Annotated in this window: 24 protein-coding genes and 1 rRNA gene; 10 read left to right on the top strand and 15 right to left on the bottom strand. The window is 49.0% G+C overall.

The genetic code is table 11. The features are described 5' to 3' along the window. Nucleotides 1-18: 18 nt before the first annotated feature. Complete coding sequence (locus tag JW878_03820; protein ID MBN1762196.1) at nucleotides 19-978, bottom strand: carbohydrate kinase family protein; 960 nt, start codon at nucleotides 976-978, stop codon at nucleotides 19-21. Between the two features lie 113 nt (nucleotides 979-1,091). Between JW878_03820 and JW878_03825 the strand changes: the two genes are divergently transcribed. Next, entirely contained in the window at nucleotides 1,092-1,433 is a 342-nt protein-coding gene (locus JW878_03825) for a DUF3467 domain-containing protein (protein ID MBN1762197.1), read from the top strand. 9 nt (nucleotides 1,434-1,442) lie between these two features. On the opposite strand, the gene JW878_03830 is transcribed toward JW878_03825, so the two are convergent. The 5 genes from JW878_03830 to JW878_03850 all read right to left on the bottom strand — a co-directional run bounded on the left by JW878_03830 (nucleotide 1,443) and on the right by JW878_03850 (nucleotide 6,556). Then, entirely contained in the window at nucleotides 1,443-2,804 is a 1,362-nt protein-coding gene (locus JW878_03830) for a glutamate-5-semialdehyde dehydrogenase (protein MBN1762198.1), read from the bottom strand. 46 nt (nucleotides 2,805-2,850) lie between these two features. After that, entirely contained in the window at nucleotides 2,851-3,978 is a 1,128-nt protein-coding gene (locus tag JW878_03835; protein MBN1762199.1) for a hypothetical protein, read from the bottom strand. Nucleotides 3,979-4,043: 65 nt separating this feature from the next. Beyond that, nucleotides 4,044-4,835: an alpha/beta fold hydrolase gene (locus tag JW878_03840; GenBank protein ID MBN1762200.1), complete on the bottom strand. Its 792-nt coding sequence runs from the start codon at nucleotides 4,833-4,835 to the stop codon at nucleotides 4,044-4,046. Nucleotides 4,836-4,876: 41 nt separating this feature from the next. After that, on the bottom strand, nucleotides 4,877-6,034 hold the full coding sequence (gene proB / locus JW878_03845; protein MBN1762201.1) for a glutamate 5-kinase: 1,158 nt from the start codon (nucleotides 6,032-6,034) through the stop codon (nucleotides 4,877-4,879). Between the two features lie 48 nt (nucleotides 6,035-6,082). Next, the gene (locus JW878_03850) at nucleotides 6,083-6,556 is read right to left on the bottom strand and encodes a hypothetical protein (protein ID MBN1762202.1); all 474 of its coding nucleotides are present in this window, start codon (nucleotides 6,554-6,556) and stop codon (nucleotides 6,083-6,085) included. 60 nt (nucleotides 6,557-6,616) lie between these two features. Here JW878_03850 and JW878_03855 point away from each other — a divergent pair, with 60 nt between their 5' ends. Continuing rightward, nucleotides 6,617-6,931 (top strand): hypothetical protein, encoded by a 315-nt coding sequence (locus JW878_03855; GenBank protein MBN1762203.1) that lies wholly within the window; start codon nucleotides 6,617-6,619, stop codon nucleotides 6,929-6,931. Nucleotides 6,932-7,004: 73 nt separating this feature from the next. Here JW878_03855 and JW878_03860 read toward each other — a convergent pair whose 3' ends face one another. Together JW878_03860 and JW878_03865 are read right to left on the bottom strand one after the other, a co-directional pair. Then, nucleotides 7,005-8,351, bottom strand: a complete 1,347-nt coding sequence (locus JW878_03860; protein MBN1762204.1) for an FAD-dependent oxidoreductase — start codon at nucleotides 8,349-8,351, stop codon at nucleotides 7,005-7,007. Nucleotides 8,352-8,447: 96 nt separating this feature from the next. Further along, nucleotides 8,448-9,131, bottom strand: a complete 684-nt coding sequence (locus JW878_03865; protein ID MBN1762205.1) for a hypothetical protein — start codon at nucleotides 9,129-9,131, stop codon at nucleotides 8,448-8,450. 114 nt (nucleotides 9,132-9,245) lie between these two features. Here JW878_03865 and JW878_03870 point away from each other — a divergent pair, with 114 nt between their 5' ends. Further along, nucleotides 9,246-11,231: a hypothetical protein gene (locus JW878_03870; GenBank protein ID MBN1762206.1), complete on the top strand. Its 1,986-nt coding sequence runs from the start codon at nucleotides 9,246-9,248 to the stop codon at nucleotides 11,229-11,231. Nucleotides 11,232-11,340: 109 nt separating this feature from the next. Here JW878_03870 and JW878_03875 read toward each other — a convergent pair whose 3' ends face one another. Both JW878_03875 and JW878_03880 read right to left on the bottom strand, forming a co-directional pair. Next, entirely contained in the window at nucleotides 11,341-12,105 is a 765-nt protein-coding gene (locus tag JW878_03875; protein ID MBN1762207.1) for a DUF1828 domain-containing protein, read from the bottom strand. Beyond that, complete coding sequence (locus tag JW878_03880; protein MBN1762208.1) at nucleotides 12,102-12,536, bottom strand: hypothetical protein; 435 nt, start codon at nucleotides 12,534-12,536, stop codon at nucleotides 12,102-12,104. Before JW878_03880 ends, JW878_03875 begins: the two co-directional genes overlap by 4 nt. Nucleotides 12,537-13,071: 535 nt before the next feature. Here JW878_03880 and JW878_03885 point away from each other — a divergent pair. From JW878_03885 to lysS, 3 genes are all read left to right on the top strand, one after another. Next, nucleotides 13,072-13,845 carry a hypothetical protein gene (locus JW878_03885; protein ID MBN1762209.1) on the top strand — a complete coding sequence of 258 codons (774 nt, stop codon included), beginning with the start codon at nucleotides 13,072-13,074 and terminating at the stop codon, nucleotides 13,843-13,845. Nucleotides 13,846-14,102: 257 nt separating this feature from the next. Beyond that, a 5S ribosomal RNA gene (rrf, locus tag JW878_03890) occupies nucleotides 14,103-14,224 on the top strand. Nucleotides 14,225-14,383: 159 nt separating this feature from the next. Next, complete coding sequence (gene lysS / locus JW878_03895) at nucleotides 14,384-15,913, top strand: lysine--tRNA ligase (protein ID MBN1762210.1); 1,530 nt, start codon at nucleotides 14,384-14,386, stop codon at nucleotides 15,911-15,913. A 69-nt stretch (nucleotides 15,914-15,982) separates the two neighbouring features. Here lysS and JW878_03900 read toward each other — a convergent pair whose 3' ends face one another. Then, nucleotides 15,983-16,153 carry a hypothetical protein gene (locus tag JW878_03900; protein ID MBN1762211.1) on the bottom strand — a complete coding sequence of 57 codons (171 nt, stop codon included), beginning with the start codon at nucleotides 16,151-16,153 and terminating at the stop codon, nucleotides 15,983-15,985. A gap of 140 nt (nucleotides 16,154-16,293) precedes the next feature. After that, nucleotides 16,294-16,914, bottom strand: a complete 621-nt coding sequence (locus tag JW878_03905; GenBank protein MBN1762212.1) for a hypothetical protein — start codon at nucleotides 16,912-16,914, stop codon at nucleotides 16,294-16,296. A gap of 337 nt (nucleotides 16,915-17,251) precedes the next feature. Between JW878_03905 and JW878_03910 the strand changes: the two genes are divergently transcribed. After that, complete coding sequence (locus tag JW878_03910) at nucleotides 17,252-18,304, top strand: AAA family ATPase (GenBank protein MBN1762213.1); 1,053 nt, start codon at nucleotides 17,252-17,254, stop codon at nucleotides 18,302-18,304. After that, nucleotides 18,288-18,896, top strand: coding sequence for a hypothetical protein (locus JW878_03915; GenBank protein ID MBN1762214.1), 609 nt, complete (start codon nucleotides 18,288-18,290; stop codon nucleotides 18,894-18,896). Before JW878_03910 ends, JW878_03915 begins: the two co-directional genes overlap by 17 nt. Here the strand turns inward: JW878_03915 and JW878_03920 are convergent. Then, nucleotides 18,890-20,002: a class I SAM-dependent methyltransferase family protein gene (locus JW878_03920; protein ID MBN1762215.1), complete on the bottom strand. Its 1,113-nt coding sequence runs from the start codon at nucleotides 20,000-20,002 to the stop codon at nucleotides 18,890-18,892. The two genes, JW878_03915 and JW878_03920, sit on opposite strands and share 7 nt — an antisense overlap. Before the next feature lie 330 nt (nucleotides 20,003-20,332). Here JW878_03920 and JW878_03925 point away from each other — a divergent pair, with 330 nt between their 5' ends. Beyond that, nucleotides 20,333-21,772, top strand: a complete 1,440-nt coding sequence (locus JW878_03925; GenBank protein MBN1762216.1) for a pyridoxal-phosphate dependent enzyme — start codon at nucleotides 20,333-20,335, stop codon at nucleotides 21,770-21,772. A 64-nt stretch (nucleotides 21,773-21,836) separates the two neighbouring features. Further along, nucleotides 21,837-22,370 (top strand): class I SAM-dependent methyltransferase, encoded by a 534-nt coding sequence (locus JW878_03930; protein MBN1762217.1) that lies wholly within the window; start codon nucleotides 21,837-21,839, stop codon nucleotides 22,368-22,370. Nucleotides 22,371-22,481: 111 nt separating this feature from the next. Here JW878_03930 and JW878_03935 read toward each other — a convergent pair whose 3' ends face one another. Continuing rightward, on the bottom strand, nucleotides 22,482-22,769 hold the full coding sequence (locus tag JW878_03935; GenBank protein ID MBN1762218.1) for a hypothetical protein: 288 nt from the start codon (nucleotides 22,767-22,769) through the stop codon (nucleotides 22,482-22,484). After that, entirely contained in the window at nucleotides 22,766-23,512 is a 747-nt protein-coding gene (locus JW878_03940; protein MBN1762219.1) for a TIGR00266 family protein, read from the bottom strand. Before JW878_03940 ends, JW878_03935 begins: the two co-directional genes overlap by 4 nt. Nucleotides 23,513-23,590 lie beyond the last annotated feature (78 nt).

Consider the following 23,590-nt stretch of genomic DNA (forward strand, 5'->3'; position numbering starts at 1 on the left):
CTCTTTATCTTTATCCTACTAGTACTTATACAACTTTTCCGCTTCTTCGAATGCGGGATATGCCGTCCCCGTTCTTTTGGTGCTCAGGTATACTGCCGCGCAGGCATTAGCGAAGCGCAGGCACTCCTCAGCTTCTTTACCGTTTAAGACGGCATAGATAAAACCTGCATTGAAGACATCGCCCACGCCCGTCGGACTTAGCGGCTCTACATCAAACGCGGGAAAGCTTAGCTCGAACTCGTGGCTTATCCACGCAGAACCCTGCGCACCCCGGTGCAGAATCACGTTTTGGCAGCCCTTCTCCAACACATCGCGCGCTCCGTTCCTCCCTATCTTTTCACTCAAGCTCTGCAGCTCCGCGTCGTTAACAAAGAGGAACTCGGTATCCGGTAAGAGATTGAAAACAGTTTGCCGTGCACGCACAGTCCATCCGAGATACGCGCTCCAACCAATATCTACACCAGTACACGCACCTGCTGATTGCGCGACTCTGAGGAGCTTGTTATTGGCGGCGAAGAGCCCTTCGGTGTTCCAGTGACCGGCACGCATCACGAACCGCGCTTTTCGGAGAAGTTCTGTGTTCGCATCCTCTTCCCTGAGGTCTACATTTGCGCCACGGTCGGACAACATTGACCTGCTGCCATCGTCAAAGGCGATGCTCACCGTTATACCGGGATGCTGATGCTCTTCTCTCTTCGCTAGCGCAGCAAAGCAGTCCACACCTAACTTCAGTAACTCGGAGCGCACCCAGTGCGAAAGCGCATCAGTGCCTAGTTTACAGATAAGTGCGGTATTCAAGCCAAGGGCGGCACATGCAGCCGCACAGTTTCCTGCCTGGCCGCCTAGCTTGAGCATAAATTCACAGCCGAGCTGCTTGTCGCGCTCAGGATAATCCGCAATCGGCATCGTGATTATGTCACAGAACACATCACCGATGACCACGACATCATATCTCTCTACTATTTGCTTTGCCGTCATCATGTGCCACCCGTCCAAACCTATTTATTTATATCACTGCGATAGTAGCTGAACATATAGAAATAGAATAGACGATACGGGCTTATAAAAACGTGAGGAGGTGAACACGACACATGGATCAAATACCAAGACCGAAATTCGTGGTGCGAAAGCATCCGGAGTTTAAGCGCTTTTATTCGTCAGGCGTCTTCGGCGGCCATACGCCGTACGAATTCAAGATGATCGTGTATCAGGAGGGCTACGAGGATGTCACGGAAGGTACGGTGACGGGACGGGAACCACCAGTGATACTGCGGGAGTTACAGGCGGAGATAACGATGTCACCGGAACAGGCGAAGGCACTGCTGAGCTGGTTGGAGCGACATGTAAAGGCGTACGAGGAGCAGTTCGGCAAGATTCCATCGCCACCGATACCGGAGGAGCCGACAAGGCCTCCTGAAGGCATGTACGGCTAGCGAGGCACGCTAAAAGGTAAAGCTCTTCGGTAATCGCTTATGCGTGAATTCCTTCGCATCACTACCCACATAGGGTGCGACGGTCTGCCCTGAACCGACCAAGAGATATTTATAGATAACCAGCCCTTCTAAGCCGACTGGCCCCCGCGCATGCACCTTGTACGTGCTGATACCGACTTCGGCACCCTTGCCGTATCGGAATCCATCGCTGAACCGTGTGGATGCGTTATGCATGACCGAAGAGGAGTCGACGAACTGCAGAAACTTCAGCGCGGTGTTCTTATTATCCGTAACGATCGCATCGGTATGGCCGGATCCGTAGGCATTGATATGCTCGATAGCCTCGTCAACGCCGTCAACCACTTTGATAGCGATAATCAGGTCGTTATACTCGGTACGCCAATCCTCTTCTGTTGCGGACTTGAGCTCCTTGTTCTCCTTCAAAATGTCCATCGTTTTAGGACAGGCGCGTACCTCGACACCTGCTGCCAGGTACCGGTCGACCATGCGCGGTAGGAACTCGCGTGCAATTGCAGCATCCACAAGCAGCGTCTCCGCAGCGTTACAAACCGCAGGATATTGCACCTTTGCATCGTAACTGATATCCAGCGCCATAGCCACGTCAGCGTCCCGGTCGACGTACACGTGGCAGATTCCATCAGCATGCCCGAGGACCATGATACTGGTGTTCTCCTGGATGTATTTCACCAGCTGGTTGCTTCCCCGTGGCACGATGAGGTCGATATAGTCGGACAATCGGAGCATCTCCTTAACGTCCTCTCGTGTTTCCAATAGCTGGATCCAGCCCCCAGGGATACCGTTGCCTTCGGCCGCCGCCGTTGCGACAAGGTCAAAGAGCGCTTCGTTTGAATACCGCGCTTCCGATCCGCCCTTGAGCAGCACGGCATTGCCGGTCTTCAGGCAGAGCGCGGAAATTTGCACGAGCACATCGGGTCGTGATTCGAAGATCGTACCGATCACGCCGATGGGGCAGGAAACCTGAAAGAGCTCTAAACCTTCGTCTAACTCAATCGCGGCGAGCGTTTTCCCAACGGGATCCGGTAATTTCTCGACGTCCTTTACGCTCAGGATCATCTCGTTTATCTTCGCATCGTCCAGGATCAGCCGATGGAGAAGCGCTTGGGACATCTTCCCCGCCTCTACCAACTCGCGAGCAAGGGCGATGTCTTTGCTATTCGCCGCCAGTATCGCTTTCCGTTTTGCATCAAGCGCTTCTGCGATTTGGAGCAAGGCGCTGTTCTTCTCAGCCGTTGTCGCGCTCCCCAATTTAATCGAGGCTGCACGCGCCATCTTCGCTTTCTCTACTATTCCGGTACCAGACGCTAATCCGGGGTCCTTACCCTGTGTCATCTTCGTAACCTCCTCGGTTATAGGAATGGTATGATCTCGTGATAGATTATCTTATGTACTGCCCGCCGTCCAACGGTGCTGCCGTCCAGAGGTCCCAGCTATCGTCAGGAAGTGGCTGAAGATTGTTCATTTCGTACTGATCCCGGTTGGTGTTATAGGTATCATAAAATCCGTTCTCGACCTCGTAGACCTCACCCGTTTCGGGATCGTACACGCGTTCGTTACCCAGGATCGCGTCGCTTCGCTTCTCCGCGACGATGTCGTCCACCTTGTTTCTACTCTCCCAGCCGTCCATGATGATGTCCGATGCCTCGCTGAGCGTCTTGCCGGCTTCGAGAATGGCGCCATACGTCTGCGCTTGCTGCTGCATGCAGTTCTGGGCGTATGATTGAGAGACGGTGAAACTCTGCATTGATGCGGCAAGGGAGTTTTCGAGATAGCGGAATTCCTGCTTGGGCGCGGTAATGCCCATAACCTGGAAGCCGTACGCGATATCGCCGCCGGGACCGCCCATTGCGGGCAGAACGGGCGCGACGGTAACCAGGAAAAGCCCTTCTGCTACCGCACCATCCTGGACAAACAATCCTCGTACGAGCTCGGTTGTGCCGCCGGAAATGAAACTCGATTGTGAGGTTGTAGAAATGACTTCAAAGTGCTCCAGCGGCGGTGCCTGCGGCATGAACGACTGCGCGATGCTCGTTTCCGTGATGAGATGGAACTGTTGGAGGAAATTCTCAGGTGTTAGGGGGTCAACCACGGGCATCTCGATATACTGGATTGGATAGCCGCCCATGCTCATGTAGTCGTAGTCAATCTGCTTCTGCTCTTCGCTCATGTAGACCGGGCCAACCTCGCCGAAGAAGAAGACCTGCCGCAGCGGGTCCTGGGGGTCGCGGAGCAAGAACGCGAAATCGGCGCACGAGCCTGCGGTATAAATGTTCCAGCCCTGTGGTTTATCGATCGTGAAGAATCCACCGTTAAAGGTTTCCAAGCTCAGCGCGACGGGTTCTTCAGACGTTTGCGGGGTTTCTGAGGCCCCGCCGGTCTCTGCAACGTCTGATGAAGGTTCGCCGGAGATCTCCGGTTCGGATACTTCCTCCTCGACGCATCCCAAACAGGCAACGACCGAAACGAGCACGATGAGCACAAGAAAAACAGCACGTTTTCTTCTCATTTTCAGCTTCACGCTCCGTTGTTGGTTTTTCTCATTATTTAAGGTTTTCTTTTTTGTTCTGTGTTTTAGTGTTTGGCCAGGAATGCCAAGACGAACCGGGAAAGTTCAGGGAGCTTTTCTGGAATGAGCACGTTATGAGCGACACCGTCCAGTATTACCCACGTTGAGCCTTGGATAGCGTGATGGATCTGTTCGGAGAAGCGGAGCGGGACGAACGTATCCTCGCGACCGGAAATGATCAGCGTCGGAAGCGCGAGCCGGGATAGCCGATCCGCTACATTGAACTCCACACACGCATCAATGGCACGGACAAGAGCAGTGGCGGAATTCATCGCGACCATTTCCTCCTTAACCATTGCGATCTCATCGGCATGTGCAGCGGCGAACTCTGGAGTGACAGTTCGTTTAACCGCATCATCGAAGAATGCCGGGCAACCGCCCGTAATCAGGCTGTTTCGAAGCTTTTTGAACGTATCCTGCAAAGCAGGATCGGTATAGCTAAACGTGGAGAGGAGTATGAGCGAACGAACTTTTTCGGGATGTTCGAGGGCACATTGCTGGGCTATGGCTCCGCCCAGGGAAAGCCCGAGCAGATGGGCCCGTGGGATATCCAGTTCTCGCAGAAACTCACAAAGGTCATCGGAGAATTGCCGGATGGAATACGGCATATCAGGTTTCCCTGAGCGTCCATGGCCTCTGACATCCAGGGCGATGGTCCGGTACTTTTTGGCTAAATCGGGCATCAGCGGCGTCCACAGGCGGGCATCATCGGACAGCCCGTGAAGCAAGATAAGGGGAAAACCAGCCCCTTCTTCATGGTAATTGAGCTCTCTATCAGTTATAGCAACCTTTGGCATTTCAAAGATCTCCTGATGTTTTTCGTTAAAAGAAACCGTTTTTACAGCAGCACTAAATTGCCCCGGTACACGACCTCGGCGTGATCCTTCCGCCCTAAAATCCGCTCGATCTCGCGTGATTGTGCGCCTTTGATCTTCTCGATATCGCTGCTCGAGTAATTCGTGATGCCCTTGGCGAACGCAACACCGTCGGTGTCGACGATGCTCACCGGATCACCGCTCTTGAACTCGTTCTCGACACCGATGATTCCCGAAGCGAGCAAGCTCCCACCATCTTTTGTTACCGCGGATTTTGCACCGTCATCCACTTTAATACTGCCCTTTGGCGACGATGCGAAGCGAATCCAGTGCGCTCGCCCGTTCAGCTTTTCCGTCTTCGGCATGAAGAGCGTGCCAAGCGGTTCGCCTTCTATCACACGCACGAGAACGTTCTCTTCCCGGCTGTTGACGATGACCATGGGAATGCCCGCTTTCATCACGACCTTGGCAGCTTGCAGTTTCGTCTTCATACCCCCAACGCCCGTTCGTCCGCCTTTATCCGCGCCGTGCTCGATCTCCGACGTTAGCTCGTCCACCACTGAGATGAGTTCCGCCTGTTTGCTCCGTTTCGGGTTCGCGCTGTACAGGCCATCGACGTCAGACAAGATGATAAGCAAATCGGCATCGAGATTGCTTGCTACCAACGCTGACAGGTTATCGTTATCGCCCAGTTTTATTTCATCTACGGCCACCGTGTCGTTCTCGTTGATGATCGGGATGACACCGGACTTGAGTAAGGTATCCAGAGTATTGCGGAGGTTGAGATACCGCTGTCGGTTACGGAAGGCTGCATGGGTCAACAGGACCTGCGCGATGATCAGATCGTGTGCGGAGAAATATTTGTCGTACGTGCTCATGAGGATGTTCTGGCCGACTGCGGCCGTCGCTTGTAATACTTTTATGTCGCGCGGTCGCTGCTTGAGGTCAAGCTTTCCGATACCCGCACCGATCGCACCAGAAGTCACTAAAATGACCTCTTTACCCAATTCTTTCAGCGACCTGATCTCACGGGCGATCTTCTCTACTTTGTGCGGATTCATGCGGTAGTCGGCATCGGTGATGCTGCTGGTTCCCACCTTGATGACGATTCGCTTCGCTTGCAAGAGATCCAAACCGCCACGTTTCTCCGATGCGGCGACTGCTGCTGTTTCGCGTGTCATTCCTTGCGTACGCACCTGTTCCTCGTCTCTACCTTATCTCTATCTATGTTACAGAAGAGGATACATAATAAATGCTTTTTTCTCCTGCTTCGCCCCTTCCAGCCCTTTGAGTTCCACGCCGCCTTCGACGCCCAGTATCTCGGTGCCCTCGAATTCCGGCATGCCGCAGAGCAAATGCTGCTCGGGATGTGTGCCCGGCGTGATCTTACAGCTCAGCACGATGCGCTTGCCTGCCGAGACCACGATCTTCAGCCGTTTCGTTGCCGGATGATCTTTTGGTAATACGATCAACGGGGAGTTCACCTCGCGGATCATGTAGAGCACACACCGTAACCCGTTCACTACTGATTCATCTGTGCCAAACCCGGAGGCAACGAGTAAATCTTCAGGACCCAGCCCATACACTATCTCGCGTTCCGGCGTCTCAACGAAGAACTGTCGTTTTTCCCCCACCTTCACGATCGCTAAGGTGCCGGTCGTTCCGCGGACGAGCAGCAGCTCGGTGCTGTTTAACGGGATCATGGTATAGATTAAAATAAAAACAAAAATATATTAAATTAAGAGTATTTGAATTCACAGAGGATGATCGAAGAAAATTTCAAAATATTTAAGGAATTTTGGGAAGAAGAGATAAAAAAAATCGAAAACGCGGTTATCGACAATCGCAGCTCTCGTCTAATCTACAATCAGTTTAGCTTGACCAAAGAGCTGCTCATTATGACAATGACGAAATTTGATTTAACTGCTAAGTTCAATTTAGAAATAGGACTTCTTGACACGAAACTAACTACAGCTCTTGAAATGGCTCATACAAGGTACATGCTCCAAAATCGAAGTTTATGGGTAAAATTAATAGATAGCATCTCAAGAGTAATTTCGAGAGCCCCGAGGCCGTAATAAGCAAAAGTAGATCTCTGACTGTTTGGAAAGTAGCACCGTTAACTATACGGTTCTCGCACAATTTCCGAGCTCACCTCAAAGCTTTCAGCGCCGCATCGACGATAACGTCCTCGACCATGGTAAGTGACGGCTCGAAGCACCGTTCTCGCATTACTAGATCACTTGCGGTTATCCCTGCTTTTATCGCCAGTGTCAGCTCGTTTATCCGCTCTGCAACGGTCTCCTCCGAGATGAGCTGCGCACCGATCAGCTTCTCACTAGCGGCTTCGAAAAGCAATTTCGCAATGATCAGCTTCCGGGTGGGGAAGAATCGTGCCTTAGTGTATTTAATCGCTCTTCCCGCTTTCACTGTCATTCCGTTGCTCCGTGCGCACTCGGAGGTAACCCCGACACTGCCCACTTGAAGGCCCGAGATGGTAGCGACTGTAGGACTTAAACACGAGTCGTACGATGCACTGATGCCACGGAGGTTATTGGTGACGACCCGTGCCTGTATCAAGGCCGTGGACGCGAGTTGACTGAGTCGAGGACGATTGGTGACGGTATCGGTCACCTCGCTGCAGTCACCGAGCGCGTAGACGTTCGGTAAATAAGCATGCCCTTTTTTAACGTGCAACGAGCGATCTACCACGATCCCGCCACTTTCTCCGATCTCTATCCCTGCTTCTCTTGCAATCGACACATTGGGTCGCATCCCCGCCGCTATCAGCACGATATCAGCCGGAATAGCTTCTCCGCCCACTGAGACTGACCCTACGTGTTGTTCACCGTTTAGAGCACTCACCGGTTTACCCAGAATAAACGTCACATCGTTCCGCAGCCATTTCTGCACTACCGAAGCCATATCAGGGTCTAACATGGTCGGGAGCAGCCATGGCATCAGTTCCACGACCGTAGTCTGTAGCCCGTTCTTGGAGAAGGCGACTGCTGCTTGCAGCCCGATCATACCAGCACCAATAATTACCGCGTTGCTCGTTTCCGGTGCAGCCATCGCTGCTTTCAGCCGCTCTCCGTCTTCCCTACCCCATAACGTGAAAACCCCCTCGAGCTTCGTGCCGTCAATCGGCGGAATAAACGGTTTACTGCCTGTTGCTATGACCAGATAATCGTATGGTATCTCCTCGCCAGTATCAACACGCACCATGCTCTTCTCCAAATCTACACTCGTCGCTTCGGTACCTGTTCTAAAGTCAATCCCCTGCTTAATGTAAAACTCGGATCCAAAGAGAACGAGCTCTTTTATACCGTACATTCCCTGCAGCGCAAATGGTAACCCGCAACTTGAGAAGAAGCCCTCAGGCTCTTTCTTTAGCAGCGTGAACTCCAGCTGCTCAGCATCTGCTTCTGCCCGTAGCAAGAGTTCTAAAACGTCTATACCCGCTGCTCCTCCGCCAATTAGCACCACACGCTTCACCATACCGCGTTTTCACCCACCCGTGCTGGATAGGACTTATACAACTGTTAGTGCTATTCGATTTAATACATTGGCTAAAGCGATGAACATATCTCAAATTCAAAGCACAGTCTCTTTCGCCACGGCATAGGTCTCCTCCATCTCGGCTTCCGAGGTGATGCCCACGCTTACCGAGTCTGCATATTTATAGACGAACGAGAACAGCGACTGTGTTGGCTTCAAGCGACCCGCAGCCAACGGCTTTATCGCAATTATCTTTTTATCCGTGGTTTCCAAAGCCTTCAGGGTGCTTTCGTAATCCGGCTCCATGGCATAGCCAGCCGGATTCACTGGAGCGAGATAGACCTCAAAATCAAAGCCCGCATTGTCCAGCTTCTCGATTGTGGCACCGGGATAATGCGTAGCTGCCGCAGGTGACGCGTCCAGAGCACGTATCTCCTCAATCCAGCCTTCTATTCGCGCGTCAAGGGCGTCGCATGATAAAGCGTGTATCGCTATAATTGCGGGCTTTAACGGTCGTATCAGAGCCAAATCACGCTCGAAATGCCGCCCGCTCGGTATCGTTGCGGCAATAAAGAAATCTTCACCTGTTTCCTTTATCGCTGCTGTCAATGCGTTCACCAGCGGTTCGTACACAATGAGTTGCACCGCGTTTACCCCTTGTCGTGCCGACGCGATAAAAAGCTGCTTCATGGCGCGCTCGTCATGGAAGAACCGGTCTCGATACTCGCAGGCTTTCGTACCGAACTGCCCCGTGCCGATGAACGGAGACGTCCCGAGCATGAGTTGGGGGATTTGACGCGGCATTACATGTCCATATAGACCCGCAGCGAAAAATAGTTATGGTTATAAGAGAATAGAAAAAAGACATGAACACCATCTAAGGAGTGCTAAACTATGGTCAGTAAATCGTTATTGTATTCATCGATTCCACAGTTTCTCGAACCTTATGTAAAGGATGCCGTTGCTTTTCCCGCGTTAGAGACCCTGTCCTCAGTGCTGGGGATAAAAGAGGGAGACGGCGAGAAGGTCGTGCTAAAAGCGAACGAGCGGTTAGCGGGCTACAAAGTGCGAGACATCTTCTGCACGACAGAGACGCGGGAATTGCGGCGAGAGATCTTGAAAATCCTCGCATCCTATGCGACGACGCGAAACGGCAAGGAGCTGATTCTTACATGCACGCCCACACTCGACCGGGAGGAAGTGCAGAGGCGGTTTGAGGATGTGCGTGAGGGCGAACGATTGCATGAGCTTCTGGGCGCGGAGAGGATCGCGAAGGTGCGCGAGATCCTTTCTCATGCCGCAGTGAAGAGCCAGAGCTTTGGTAAATCGCCGCTTGTCGCTACTCGCAGTCGCGCGTTGGAAGCAACGCTGCAGGATTTTTACGGCGATTTCGTGCGCATCACTACTGTTGATTCCGTAGCCAAAGCGCACGAGCTGTTGCAACGAGAGAATATTATCCTGTTCGTCGAGGAAGGCGATGAGGAGCGCGTATTTGACGAGCCGGGCATTATACCCATAACCGAAGAAGCTTTGTCGAACATAAGTGAGGTTTATCCCGAGTTCGTAGTCAATTCCTTCGTCGCGAAGCAGAAGGCGATACAAGCAGTGATACGGCTCTTAACCGAGTTTGAGGAGCTGCGGGGCTCATCCCTGTTCAGCGGTATCGCAGTCGAGGATTTAGAAGCAGTTATGAAGCTTTTAGATGGCATAGCAGCGGGTGAACGCGCGGGGGAGACGAACTTTGAGGAGACGCTGTATCGCTGGGAGGAAGCAATCAACAAGGAAGTGGCGCGGATAACGAGGAGCGGGGGCGGTGCGGACGATTTTAAAGGCTACCTGGATGAGGTCGTAGTGAGCATTGCGGATGAGCTGCTGCTAACCGGCGAAGATAAAGATATCCTGTGGGAGAGCGCGTACGAGAACCTGGAGCGTGGCCCGCCGTTCGAATTCTCACGGGCAAAGACGGAACTCCTGCGACGACGGTATACCCGGAAGCTGGACGAGCAGCGGTATTACCGGTCACTAGACTGTGCACAGCTCCTGGAGCAGCGGAGAGAGGCTGTGAGTCGTGCGATTAAACAGCTCTTCTATTTCGATTTTATGCTTGCCGTTGCGCGCTTCAGCCAGGACTTCGGATTGACGGTGCCGGAGCTCATTGAAGACGGCCTGGGCGTGATTAAGGGCCGGAACCTCTTTTTGGTTGACGAGGAGCTCAAAGGCGATGAGAAAGTGGTGCCGATCTCTTATTCGATCGGGAAGGCGAATTTAGGCATCTTTGGCGCGACACCGTATCCCGTAGCCATTCTTACCGGCGCGAACAGCGGCGGTAAAACCTGTCTGCTCATTACGCTCGCCAGTTCGCTCATCCTCATGGAGCTTGGGCTGCCCGTGCCTGCGGAGCGCGCGGAAATGCCGCTGTTACCTCTTTATTTGTACCGGCGGAAGATGATCAAGAAGACCGGGTCGTTTGAATACTCCATGCGGGCGCTGAGCCGGATATTCATGCGGGAAGGCGCGAAGGTCGTGCTCATAGACGAGTTAGAGGCGCTTACCGAACCGGGCGCGATGGGCAGGATAATGGCGTCCGTGTTGAATAACCTGCCGAACGATACGCTGGCGGTGATGATCACGCACCTGATCCACGAATTACTGCCGCATATCAGTATGAAGAAGGTGCGCGTGGACGGTATCGAGTCCGAGGGTTTGGATACTGCGGGCAATATCATCGTTGACCGCCAGCCGATGTTCAATCATATCGGATCGAGCACGCCGGAACTGGTCATAACGAAGCTCCTGGGCCGCGTACGAAAAACCGAGTTGAAAAAGGTCTACGAAGAGATACTGAAGGTGCTGGAGAAGGAGCGCGAAGAGTGGAGTTGATGTGAGTCGATTTGAAATGACCGCGATCTTGGTTCGTTTCTCGACGATTCTCGATGAGCTACTCTATAGTAGGCTCCTTATTTGGCGAGCAGGATGAGTGTCTTTAACGTCACGCGAGAATCTCAATTAACTCGCCTTTTTGTGTCCACGGTATAACATGATCCACATATGTCCCCAATAAATCGAATCGTTTAGTATCCCATACATCCAACTCATCATTATATATGACTGCTGTTTCCTTTTTTTCTTCGTATTTCTTTTTAATATCTATTGATTTTACTGCAGCAGAGTCCACTACAATACTCGCCCTATAAGGATGAGCGGCATGAAGTGCATCTAGGAGAAAATGACCACTGCTCAGTACAAAATCAACGGTGTGTTCTACAGCGTAGCCTTCTATTTTGACATTATCATCATGAGGTATATCCTCTTCAACTAAAAATTTATCCACCATTTCTCTAAACCTCGGAGGAGTATATGGGTGAATGGTGTATGTCAAATAATTTATCCCGTATAATGCACTAATAATTCTTGTAACAGCATCTCCCAATTTCTCAAATTTTGTTAGTACAAATATCTCCTCTTCGCTGATATTTACTTCTAAGGTGTTAGCGAGCGTTTTTACAATTTCTAGTCGCTTACTTGACTTTTCTATTTCAAAACCAAGGGTAAAAAGTTTAGCGAAAGTTTCTCCCTCATCGCTAATTCTGATGATACCATTGCTCTTCTCACTGATTGTAAATTCGATCAAATCGCCATCCCCACTCATCAATGGCATAATTAATCTACAAGCCTTTTCCCCTTCATCTTCAATTATTATTTTCTCTTGAAACCAATCTACGGTATTTTTTTTTATTATATCACAAAAGCTCATATCCCCCACCCGCCTTTAAGTAAAGGATAATATGACCCTCTCCTCTTAATATTACACTCTCTTAAAAATTCCTGTAGACCTTTGTTAACATCATCTGTTGGTATGTTATCCACCGGATATATCTCTTCTCGGCTATTGTCAATATCAATGTAATGCTTATGGGGATCTCCAAAAGTAATTATGCTTCCATTACTTACTCTTCCAACATGATGGTAGTCAAAACGTCTTACGACTTTATCCTTAAATACTAACGAAAAGCTATATCTCCGATGTGCTGTGCCATATAATGCCAACAATTCCCCATTTTCGCATTCCACCGCTGCTTTAAATTTCATAAATTTCCCTTTAGTTTCCCATTTTAAATTTTCATAAACCCACTTTTCACATCTATATAAATAATCTAAGTAGTCCGTCGTTATTTCTTCTACCATTTACCTCCCCCCCGAAACATCCCTCGATTTTTAAATTTTGATAATTTTTACACTTCGATAGTTTATTTGTCTTTATCTTTATATTCTTGTCGCTTTTCACACGACCTGAGCAAAGATTGAAGGAAGCACTCCGATTTTGAGCTTGAGGGATGTAGAGCAATTTCTTTAAATCCTCTCGGATATCTCTTTTAACGTTTTTCTTGATTGTATGTGCAGTTAAAACGGCCACCTTAAACCCCTGACTTAAACTTCTTCCTTAGCTTTTTGGGTCGGGGGGCGGGGATCTTGGCTCATGCTTCGCTGATAAAAACGGTTACGGTACGTTCGGCAGGTGCGTGGTTATGTCTGTATAGATAGGCGACAGAATACCTAAAGGGACGCTCCGTTTGAGAGATTTTATTGAACCAGATTGTTTAGTTCAGAGAGAAAAGTCCACCTGCATTATCAGGGCAAGTGATTGTTGTGGCTGGAAGCAGTCAAGACAAAAATAAATGAGCCGCATAATTTTATAAACAAAAAGTGCATCCTATCGAGTATGAATAAGTTTATGAATAAATGGGGATTGACATTAAAGGTCTTGGGCATTGTTGCCCTCTTGCTCATACTGAAACTAGGTATTGACTTCTTTAATCTCGATGTGGCTACAGCAAGTGGCGAATGGCCGAGAGCAATAACTGCTCTTGTCGGTGGAGTGGTTTTTACGATCGCTATTATATTTGCGGGGACGCTTACCGATTACAAAGAAAGCGAGAAGATACCAGGAGAACTGGCTACGTCTATAAAAGCCCTTGACAAGGACAGCAAACTTATACACATGGACGATAGAAAAATCCCCGAAGATCTGCGCTCCCATATCCGCGACCTCATCCGTACGATAAATGCAAACTTCAGAAATAATGTCTGGGAACTAGGCGAAATAAACGCGGCCATGGATGCAATAAACGAGGATATCAGTCGCCTAGCAGAAAAAGGCATAGCTCCTCAATTCATTGTAAAGCTGAGGACTGAGCTTATCACCATCGATAAGATTTCAAATCGCATAAAGACCATCACGGGGACGACATTCATTCTCGCGGCATACGGCTTTGCAGAACTGGCGGTCGGCGCTGTGTTGTTGCTCCTACTGGTTATAAAAATCGAACCATACTATGTCGGGCTTGCTTTTATTGGCGCTACGTCCGCCCTGCTTATCGGGATCATAATGCTGATAGTGGATATGGATAATCCCTTCGAAGTGGGGAAAAACACCTACGCCGATGTGGACCTGAGCCTTCTCTGGGAACTTGAAGAGGATTTGAAGAATAAATAATGTCCGTTAAACGATTACAGGACGTCCCAACGTCGAACAGCCTCGGCGTATGAATTAACAGCGAATACAAATTTATCGCCCGTGTCCCTCTGCTACCGCGGAGGAACTCCAGCGATACAAGAACCGGATACCGGTGATGTGGATGTATTAGGATTGCCTTGAGATTTTATGAGACACACCTTTAACGTTGCGACCACGATTTCCCGGTGCTTTCGTTGAACCTTTATAAAGAGGAAATCAAACATAATGTAAATGGGCATAGCGGCCATAGCGACGGGGAAACTCCCGGACCCATTCCGAACCCGGCAGATAAGCCCGTCAGCGTTCCTTACTGTACTGAGTTGCGCGAGCACTTGGGAACTCTGGATCGCTGCTATGCTCACTACCCTTTTCTTCTGAAGCAATGCGTTCATTGACGGAAAGTAAAGTAACAGAACAATGAAGGTTAGCTTTTGAAGGTTTCCTTTCTTCCTTCATTTATCGTATCTTTAAAACCTCTCGGCACCACCTTAGTAATGTACCATCTCTATACAAGACAATGCACTGGTCGTTAGCAATCGCACAGGACATCGTATCGAAGCGGAAAGAGCAAAAGCATGTTGTTGCCACCGGTATTACGCCATCGGGCGCTATTCACGTGGGTAATCTGCGGGAGATAATAACCGGTGACGCCATATACACTTCGCTCAGGGATATGGGTGTGGACGCACGACTCATTTACATCGCGGACACGTTTGACCCGTTACGGCGACGATACCCGTTCCTCCCTCCGGAATACGAAGCGCATGTGGGCAAGCCGCTGACGGAGATCCCGGACCCTGAAGGACGCCTGCCTTCATATGCTGATCACTTCTTACAGCCGTTCCTCAGCTCTCTGGACGAGTTGGGCATAGAAATCGAGGTTTTCAGGGCCGACGAGCTGTATAAGGCCGGCCGATACGTGGAGATGATAAAGGAAGCGTTAGTGCGCAAGGAGGAGGTATCGCGGGTCATAAAGGACGTTTCCGGGAGGGACCTGCCAGAAGAGTGGTCACCCTTCAATCCGCTTTGTGAGGTGTGCGACAGGATCAACGCCGCGGTGGTCAAGGATTACGATCTCGAGAAGGAGAAAGTGTATTACGAGTGCAAATGCGGGCACACGGGCGTTGCTTCGTTTACCGGCGGTGGTAAACTGGCGTGGCGAGTGGATTGGGCAGCGCGGTGGAAGATCTTTGGCGTTACCATCGAGCCGTTTGGCAAGGATCACGCTTCGCCCGGGGGCTCGTTTGACACCGGCACGCGACTATCCGAAGAGATATACGCGTACCCTGCGCCGTATCCTATCCCGTTCGAGCATATCCTCTTGAAGCTGCAGCAGGGCGAGGGCACGACGAAGGCGAAAGTTACCGCGATGTCATCGTCCCGGGGCACGAATGTCCCCGTGCATGAGATCGTAGAGGCTGTACCACCGGTAATTTTAAAGTATGTCATATCGAGGGTGCGACCGGAGAAGCATATAGAATTTAACCCCTCGTTACCGTTGCTCAACCTGGTCGACGTGTATGAGCGCGAGATCGGGAGTATAGGAAGCGGCATTGCGGGAACAATTCCGTTCCGTCATCTCATCACGCTTGTGCAAATAGCCCGTGGCGATGCCTCGGAACTCCTCACGGTTATTAAACGGAGCGGCTACGAGCTTCATGAGGATAACGACGAGGAGATAAAGGAGATAAGTAAGAAAGCGCGGTACGCGGAGAACTGGCTGCGAACCTACGCACCGGAGAACGTGAAGTTCGAAGTGCAAACGGCGATATCAATAGAGGAATTAAACGAGTTGTCTGCAGCTCAGAAAGAGGCGTTGAAGCTCATGGCACTGGAGTTACAGACAGGCACGAATCTGAATGCTGCTGACTGGCACGATAAGATCTACGAGGTAGCCTCCATCGTCAACACGGAGCCAAAGGAGATTTTCAAAGCGATTTATATCGCATTATTGGGGAAGCCCTCAGGACCACGTGCAGGCTGGCTGCTTGCCTCTCTGGATACTGAGTTTCTAAGGAAACGGTTTGAAGCTGTAGGAACGGTCTAAATACGGTTTTTGAACTTCTCATGCGTTCACCCGCATAGCCAGCCATCCACCCATTCATTCATCACGGAGCTAAAAAAATCCGCTTCTCAATGCGTCTATCCAATACCGTACGAATCCCCCGATAAAGCTCCCGATTTGACTCGCGGACATGTCTTCGGGAATGGGCGCGTTGCCAGAGAGAATGGGCAGCAGGAAGAACAGTGCAATTATCACCAGTACAATGATCGCTATGATCTTCACCTTTCTCTTTCACCTCCTTTTCCTTCTTTCACTCACTCACACATACAACCGGATAAGGTCTCCCCTCTTCGTAATTCCATTCGTTCTTATAGCTAATAAAAGCTATCGATCGATCTAGTGCACACACCCGCGAATTTACCTTACCTCCCGGTATTGGCTCCGTCGTGATTGGCGGTTTTACGGGAGACGAAGAGAAGCGGGAAGATTATGTCGCTGAGACAGCAGGGTAACCAAACAGAAAGGAACAAAAACAGCCCTATAATGACGAGGGTAAGCCAACTTACCGTCTCTCCCAGGGCCATGATGATATGGAATGCCGACGCCCAGGTGCTCAACAACACGTGTCCCGCATGGGGGAACTCGGTTGTCGGTCTCCAGTACGCAATAGCAATGCCGAGAAGGGCAAGCGGGTTAACCAGCCACCACTTCTCGATAAAGCCGATGTGGAGTCCTGGATTCGGGAGCTGAAGTAAGATCTCACCGGCAAAGGGCACGAGGGAATCGCTTAGCGTGGCTATGCCAACAGAGCCGATGTAACCAATGATGATGACCGCCACGCCCTTGCCTCTGTATAGTCTGTACATGCCCGCAGTGACGAGCGCACTCAACAGGACGTGAATCGGGTGAAGAGTATAGAATATTTGTTCAGCCGCGGGTTGCGGGTAGTGCACGGCCAAAAGCACGATAATGATGCCGGTAATGGCACCGAACGCCGTGAACGGAGCGTGTCTCAGCAGCTCATGGGTGATAAGCTTTGACAGCTCCTCTGTTTCTGTGCCGAAAGCCTCATTACAATGCCCCATCTATCACGCCCACCCGTATTTCTTGATTGTGCTCTATCTAATTCTAGGGATTGTTAGCGTTTAAATAATTTGGCGAATCTATGATGTGTTTTTTTCAGGTATAGTCGTGTTTTAAGAGGGGTATCAAAGAGCTATCGAGAATAAAGGGAACTGCTACGATCGTTCCCGGCGACGAGGAAAGAAGGTTTACGTGACGTTAGTTATCGCTTGAGGGAGAGGGAGTTACGTAAATGGTTAAATATGCAATATCACACTTTATATACTATAAAGATAAAATAGATAATAGGTGCGATAAATGGCTACAAAAATAGCGCTTTTTAACCATAAAGGTGGTGTTAGTAAGACGACTACAACCTTTAATCTTGGATGGATGTTAGCGGAGCAAGGCAAAAAAGTAATGCTAGTCGATGCTGATCCACAGTGCAATTTAACGGGTTTAATACTTGGTTATAAGTACGTTGAGTTAGAGGACTTTTATGAAAAGGGACACGATAACAACCTACGGGATGGATTAGCACCTGCTTTTGAATCTATGCCAAAGTTGATTGGCGCTGTCGATTGCATTAAGGTTGATGGGCGAGATGGATTGTTTTTATTACCGGGGCATATCAGATTGGCAGAATATGATGTAACTCTTGGTATTGCACAAGAACTTACTGGATCTATTCAAACATTAAAAAATTTGCCCGGTTCTATAAACTATCTATTGAATAAAACAGCTGTTAAATATGGGATAGACTATATATTAATTGATATGAGTCCGAGTTTAAGTTCAATCAACCAGAATTTACTCATGATTAGCAATTACTTCCTTGTTCCAACTAACCCTGATTACTATTCTGTTATGGCTATAGATTCTTTAACTACGATTTTAAAGAAATGGAATGCTTGGTCTAAAGAAGCTCAAAAAATGTATATCTTAAAGGAGGCAGAATATCCATTTCCAGAGATAACACCAAAATTTTTAGGAACAGTTATTCAGAAATATCGGTTACGGGGGGGAAAACCGTCCAAAGGTTTTCAGCATTGGGTAGATGAAATAAATGACATGGTGAAAAAACGATTAGTGCCAGAATTGACCACCCAAAAAATGATTTTATCTGAAGAAAGTTACAGAACAAATGGTATTGCTTCTGATTACTGTTTAGCAACAATACCTGATTTTAATACGTTAATTGCAACATCACAAGACGCGCAAACGCCTGTGTTTTCACTAACACGAGAGCAAATTGAACATGTGGGTATAGTACTCGATAAAAGCTTAGAAAGTGTTGAAAGCTTCCATGATATATTTGATGAATTGGCTAAAAAAATAGATGGCTTGATAAATTATGAAGACGGTAATTAGTCAATTCCAAAAAAATATCGAAAGAATTCGCAATTTGCACCAAATTTTTAGAGTGATTAACTCAGGAACTACAAGGGCAATTGATGTATCCGATGTTTTAAGAGCTGAATTAGTTCTAGCTGTAAGTGCATTTGATCATTATATACACGAAATAGTAAGAATAGGCATACTTGAAACTTTTCAGGGGTTACGTACTGAGACGCCATCTTTTAACAAATTTAGTGTTTCAATGAACTGCCTACGAGAAGCATTATCAAATCCTTCGACTTTGAGTTGGCTGGATGATGAAATTATCGATCGGAATAGTTGGAAAAGCTTTCAGCAAGCCGAAAAAGTGTCAGAAGCAATTCGATTAATCTCGGATTTAAAAATATGGATAGAACTAGGTAGAAAATTAGGTAAAAACCCTGAAGATCTGAAAAGTCAATTAAATCTCATTGTAGATCGAAGGAATAAAATCGCACATGAGGCTGATATGGACCCTTCATACCCAGGAGTGCGATGGGCAATAGATGAAAGTATGGTGGAAGAAGCAGTCAACTTTATAGAAGAAATAGTCGCGACAATAGATGAAATCCTGAGTATTCAATAAGCGGTCCTATATTTCTCTAAACTCACATCAATCCCGATTATATACGCGTAGGGTGCGTACGGTTTCACTTTCCTTGTTTCGGCTATTTCCACCGAATACGATGGGAACTCGTCGCTCATTTCCTGTAGCGTTGTCAGCAATTTCTCCTTCGCTTCTGTCATCGCTATTTCGATAACTTTATGTTTTTCTAGATCGTCTGCAGGGTAGGCGGATTCGAGATCGTAAAAATGAATGATCCCGCCCTGAGGTTTGAGCATGCTCAGTGCTTCGCGGAGGAACAGATACGCGCTCTTCGGCAGGTTCATGATGATTCGATCTGCGGTGTTCCTGAATTGCGTATGAAGCTCACGAATGTCTCCTACCACAGCGTCGACGTTTTGCACGCGATTCAGCGCCATATTTTCCGTAAGATACCGTATCGCATCGGGATTGATGTCGATGGCGGTCACGTGACTCTGCGGTGCGCGTTTCGCGATCTGTATGGCGAAAGGGCCGACACCGGCAAACATATCGATTATTTCCTCCGGTTTTCCGCTCTGAGCCGTCTGCGACGCAACCCTATTTCGTTCCCTGGCCAACCGCGGATTGAAATAGACCTTCTCCAGATCGAGCTTGAATTTGCACGCGTTCTCCGTGTGCATCGTCTCTGTCCGCTGCTCACCAGCGATTACTGCCAGCCGCCGCGTTCGGTACACGCCTTCGACCGCGGAAATACGCTTGGCTACTACTTTGATGCTCCTGTGGAGGCGTATAAGCGCATCGGCGATTTTGTGCTCTTCTTTTTCCGCGGGGACCTCTTCAGTGAGCACGATGATGTCGCCTACTACCTCGTACGACGGTTTAAATCCGACAATATCCTCGATGCTCTTTCTCCGTTCTAAAAGTGCAAATTCGCGCGTGGTTAATTCCGTGCCACCTAGTTCCTCCAATTCTGCATCGGTTAGAGCGCGTACGAGCGGTAGATAAATGAACGTGTCATCAGCGGTTATCCGGGCGTCGGTTCTCAGCAGCTCGCGCTCTCTCAACGCTCGTCTGATCTCTTCACCTCGTCGCTTCGGTGCTTTCACGCAGGGCAGATGATCGGTCTTCATAGCGTCTTCGTTCATTATTAAACAATTCTGTAGCATCTAAATTCTTTTTTACCTTTTATCATACCCGAAGTGTAAATTATTTTTGCGGAGTTACCTTTCGATAACCACGGTGCCGAACGGCAGCCCCTCTCTGGCAAACAAACGAGCCACTTAACGTGTTTACCGTTTTAACGGCTGAATCCTCCACATATATGCTTGGAATTGTTTTCAAAGGGAGAAATGTACAGTATTTATATAGCCTGTATCCAATATTAGTGGGAGGTGAAAATGTCCCCCAAGGTTTGGGTTTAGGTTTTTATGTGGAATTGAGAGCTCAGTGGGACGAATGAGGGGGAGGTATGTATAATGAACGCAGGCACTCTCGATGAGATTATCACTGGAAAAGTTACTATCGTGGATGCAAATAAGGTCTTAAACGAGGCAGCAAAAGAAGGAAAGATCGTGATCCCAACGCCACTTATTAAAACGTCAGACTTTTTTACCAAGAAGACAGGAGCACGTAATATTTATCTTAAATGTGAGACTTTCCAAAGGACGGGTTCGTTTAAGATACGAGGTGCTTATTACAAGCTCTTTAAATTAAGAAGCCAAAACCCGTCTTGCAGCGAAGTCACCGCGGCATCCGCAGGTAATCATGCTCAAGGCGTAGCGTTGAGCGCACAGATGTTAGATCTCGATGCTACAATATTTGTGCCCAAAAATGCACCTGCTTTCAAGCTTCATGCAATAGGAGATTATGGAGCGACCGTAATAGAAGTAGAGAGCCTTTTTGACGGTATAAAGCAAGCGAAACGGCGGGCCAAAAAGCAGTTGGGGCATGAAGATTTTTTCATACACCCGTTTGACGACTATGATATCATCGCAGGCCAAGGCACGATTGGATTGGAAATCTTTGAGCAGATTGTCGCCGAAAGGCTGAAAGAGAATCCGGAGAAAAAGAGGGAGGAGCTCGAAAGGAGCTTAAAGGATGAAGAGTTCACCGTGATAGTTCCCGTAGGCGGTGGTGGGTTAATAGCAGGTATTGCAATTGCGCTCAAAAAGGTTTGTAAGTGTAAAAGAGTGAAAATAGTGGGCGTTCAGACTACTGCGGTGCCGAGTATGGCAAAAGCACGTACTAAGGAAGCGGCTATCAAGAAGGCGAGCACGCAAAAAGAGCAAAAAGGGGGACGGTTATCCGATGAAGAATTCAAGAAAATTGTTGAGTTAAGCGATGACGAATTCGGCTTTACTATCGCTGACGGGATAAAAATTCGTGCGATTGGGCGAAGAACTTTTGAGATTTATCAGAATTACGTCGATGATCTCGTCATGGTTAGTGACCGGCAAATTGCCGGAGCCATTTATAACCTGTTAGTGAGAGAGAAAATCGTTGCAGAAGCCGCCGCAGCCGTCTCGTTTGCGGCCTTACTTTCTGTGCTTGAAGAGCAATATGTAAAGGGCAAAAACGTTATTGTTGTTATTAGCGGTGGAAATATCGATCTCAACTTGCTCGTGTGGACACTGATTCAGCAACATTCGAGAGAATGTTATACCTTCAGAATAGAAGGCGAAGTGGAAGATCGACCCGGTATGCTTGCGGATGTATGTCATATCATTGCAGAGAACGAAGGAGGGATTATACAAGTGCACGAAGATCGAATGAGAAGCGAATTAAATCCGGGCAAAATGTTTATTAGTATTTATGTCGAAGCGTTAGGGAAGAGAGAGCCAGCAGCCATTAGTAACGACATTCGTGCAGCCCTAGAAGAGATACATTATGACTTGAAGGTCACGCGTCTTGAATGAGAAGGCAGTAACTGGTGTTCGCTGCGTAAGAAGTCGTTGTGGTGATAATAAGAAGAGGCTAAAAATGGAAGAGCGATTGAAGGAGGACGACGAGGGGCGGATCGAACGAGCGGAGATTTTGAGACGTTGGAACGTTCACAATAAAACGGTGCTCGATATCGGGGTCGGCCCGCTGGCGATTATTGCGGCCAGAGATTTCAACTGCACCGTCATGAGTATAGATGTGGCTGAGGATAAGCTCCAAGAAGCCGAACGGGATGTCGAAACTGAAGGATTGGCGGCACAAATAACCGTTGAATACGGCGATGCGACCGCGCTTTGGTATCCTGACCGAAGTTTTGATGTGGTAATCAGTTACGGGGCTTTGCATCATGTCGCAAAGGAAAGCCGGAAGAAGTTTATTCAAGAGCTAAGGCGCGTAGCAAAGGAGACGGTTATTATCGTTGAATTGAACGCACGAGGCTTCAAGCATATTCACGAATTCGACGATTTCACGCCGGTTGACCTTGATTGGCTGGAACGAGCGATACACCCGTTGGGGGCCGTCGAGAAATATCAGGGGCGATTGATGAACGTCTATGCACTTTCTTTCTGGTAGAAAGAACCGGTACTAAGAGCGAGTGAAACTCATCAGGTTATGCGCTCTTGTTCAAACGATAATTGGAGGGTTATTCCAGTCAGGTGGCTGAAAAGTTTTGACGATTGGGCGCTATTCCTCCTTTTTTACGCCCTTTTCTTCCTCCTCTCCCTTCCCTTTAACGTCCGCTAACGTATACGAGCCGTAGCTATCGATTTTCGGCTCTTTCGTGATTAAATAGTAGGGGACCGCAAGGATGAGCGCAATTCCTGCGACTATGATGAAGATAATTATCCCGATCAGCATGCCGAACCCGATAACCAGCGCAATGAGTGCAAGGATCTCAAAATAGTGGAGCACCTCCAGGATTACTACAACGACAGCCAGAAAGATGAGAACAGCGATGATACTGTTCTTCATCTGCCGATCGTTTCCTCGAGCAGGGTGCCGATAACGCCAGAAGAGCCGGACGAACTCGAAGAACGCTGCTGCGTGGGTAAGAACGGCGCCAGGGCGGTTGCTAAATTGTGCAATGTCATCGACTGGATAATAATCTTCCCGGGGCCTCGTAGCGTGGTCAGGAAGAGTCCTTCTCCGCCGAAGAACATCGTTTTTATCCCCTTCACGCGCTCGATGTCATAGCCGACGGTGCCATCCCAGCCAACGACACAGCCGGTATCCACCTTCATCGTTTGCCCGGTTTGCAGATCGAACTCGATGAAATCGCCACAGGCGTGGATAAACGCGGTGCCATCACCGGAAAGTCGTTCTAAAATGAACCCTTCGCCACCGAAGAAGGCGGACCCTAACTTCCGCTGGAATGCGACGCTGAGATCAACGGCATTTTCGGCGCAGAGGAACGCATCCTTCTGGACGATGAACTCTTTGCCAGCCGCAAGCTCTATCGGCTTGATCGTCCCGGGCGCGTTACCACCGAACGCCACAAGCCCCTCACCGCCTGTCGGACTGAATTCCGTTAAAAACATCGTCTCGCCCGCGAATTTCCGCCCGATTGCCTTCATCAAGCCGCCTTTCATCTTCGCCTCCATGTTTATATTCGAACTCATGTACACCATCGTGCCGGCCTCGCCATAGACCGTCTCGCCCGCGCTTAATTCCAGCGTTACCAGTTGCAGATTATCACCCGTTATTTTATATTCCATATCAAACCTCACCACTTGAAAAGAACAGAGGCGTATTTAAAAAGGTTGGTATTCGCGCCACACACAAAACAAACTTTT

The organism is Methanomicrobia archaeon, assembly GCA_016930255.1.
In the GTDB taxonomy this organism is placed as follows: Archaea; Halobacteriota; Syntropharchaeia; order Alkanophagales; family Methanospirareceae; genus JACGMN01.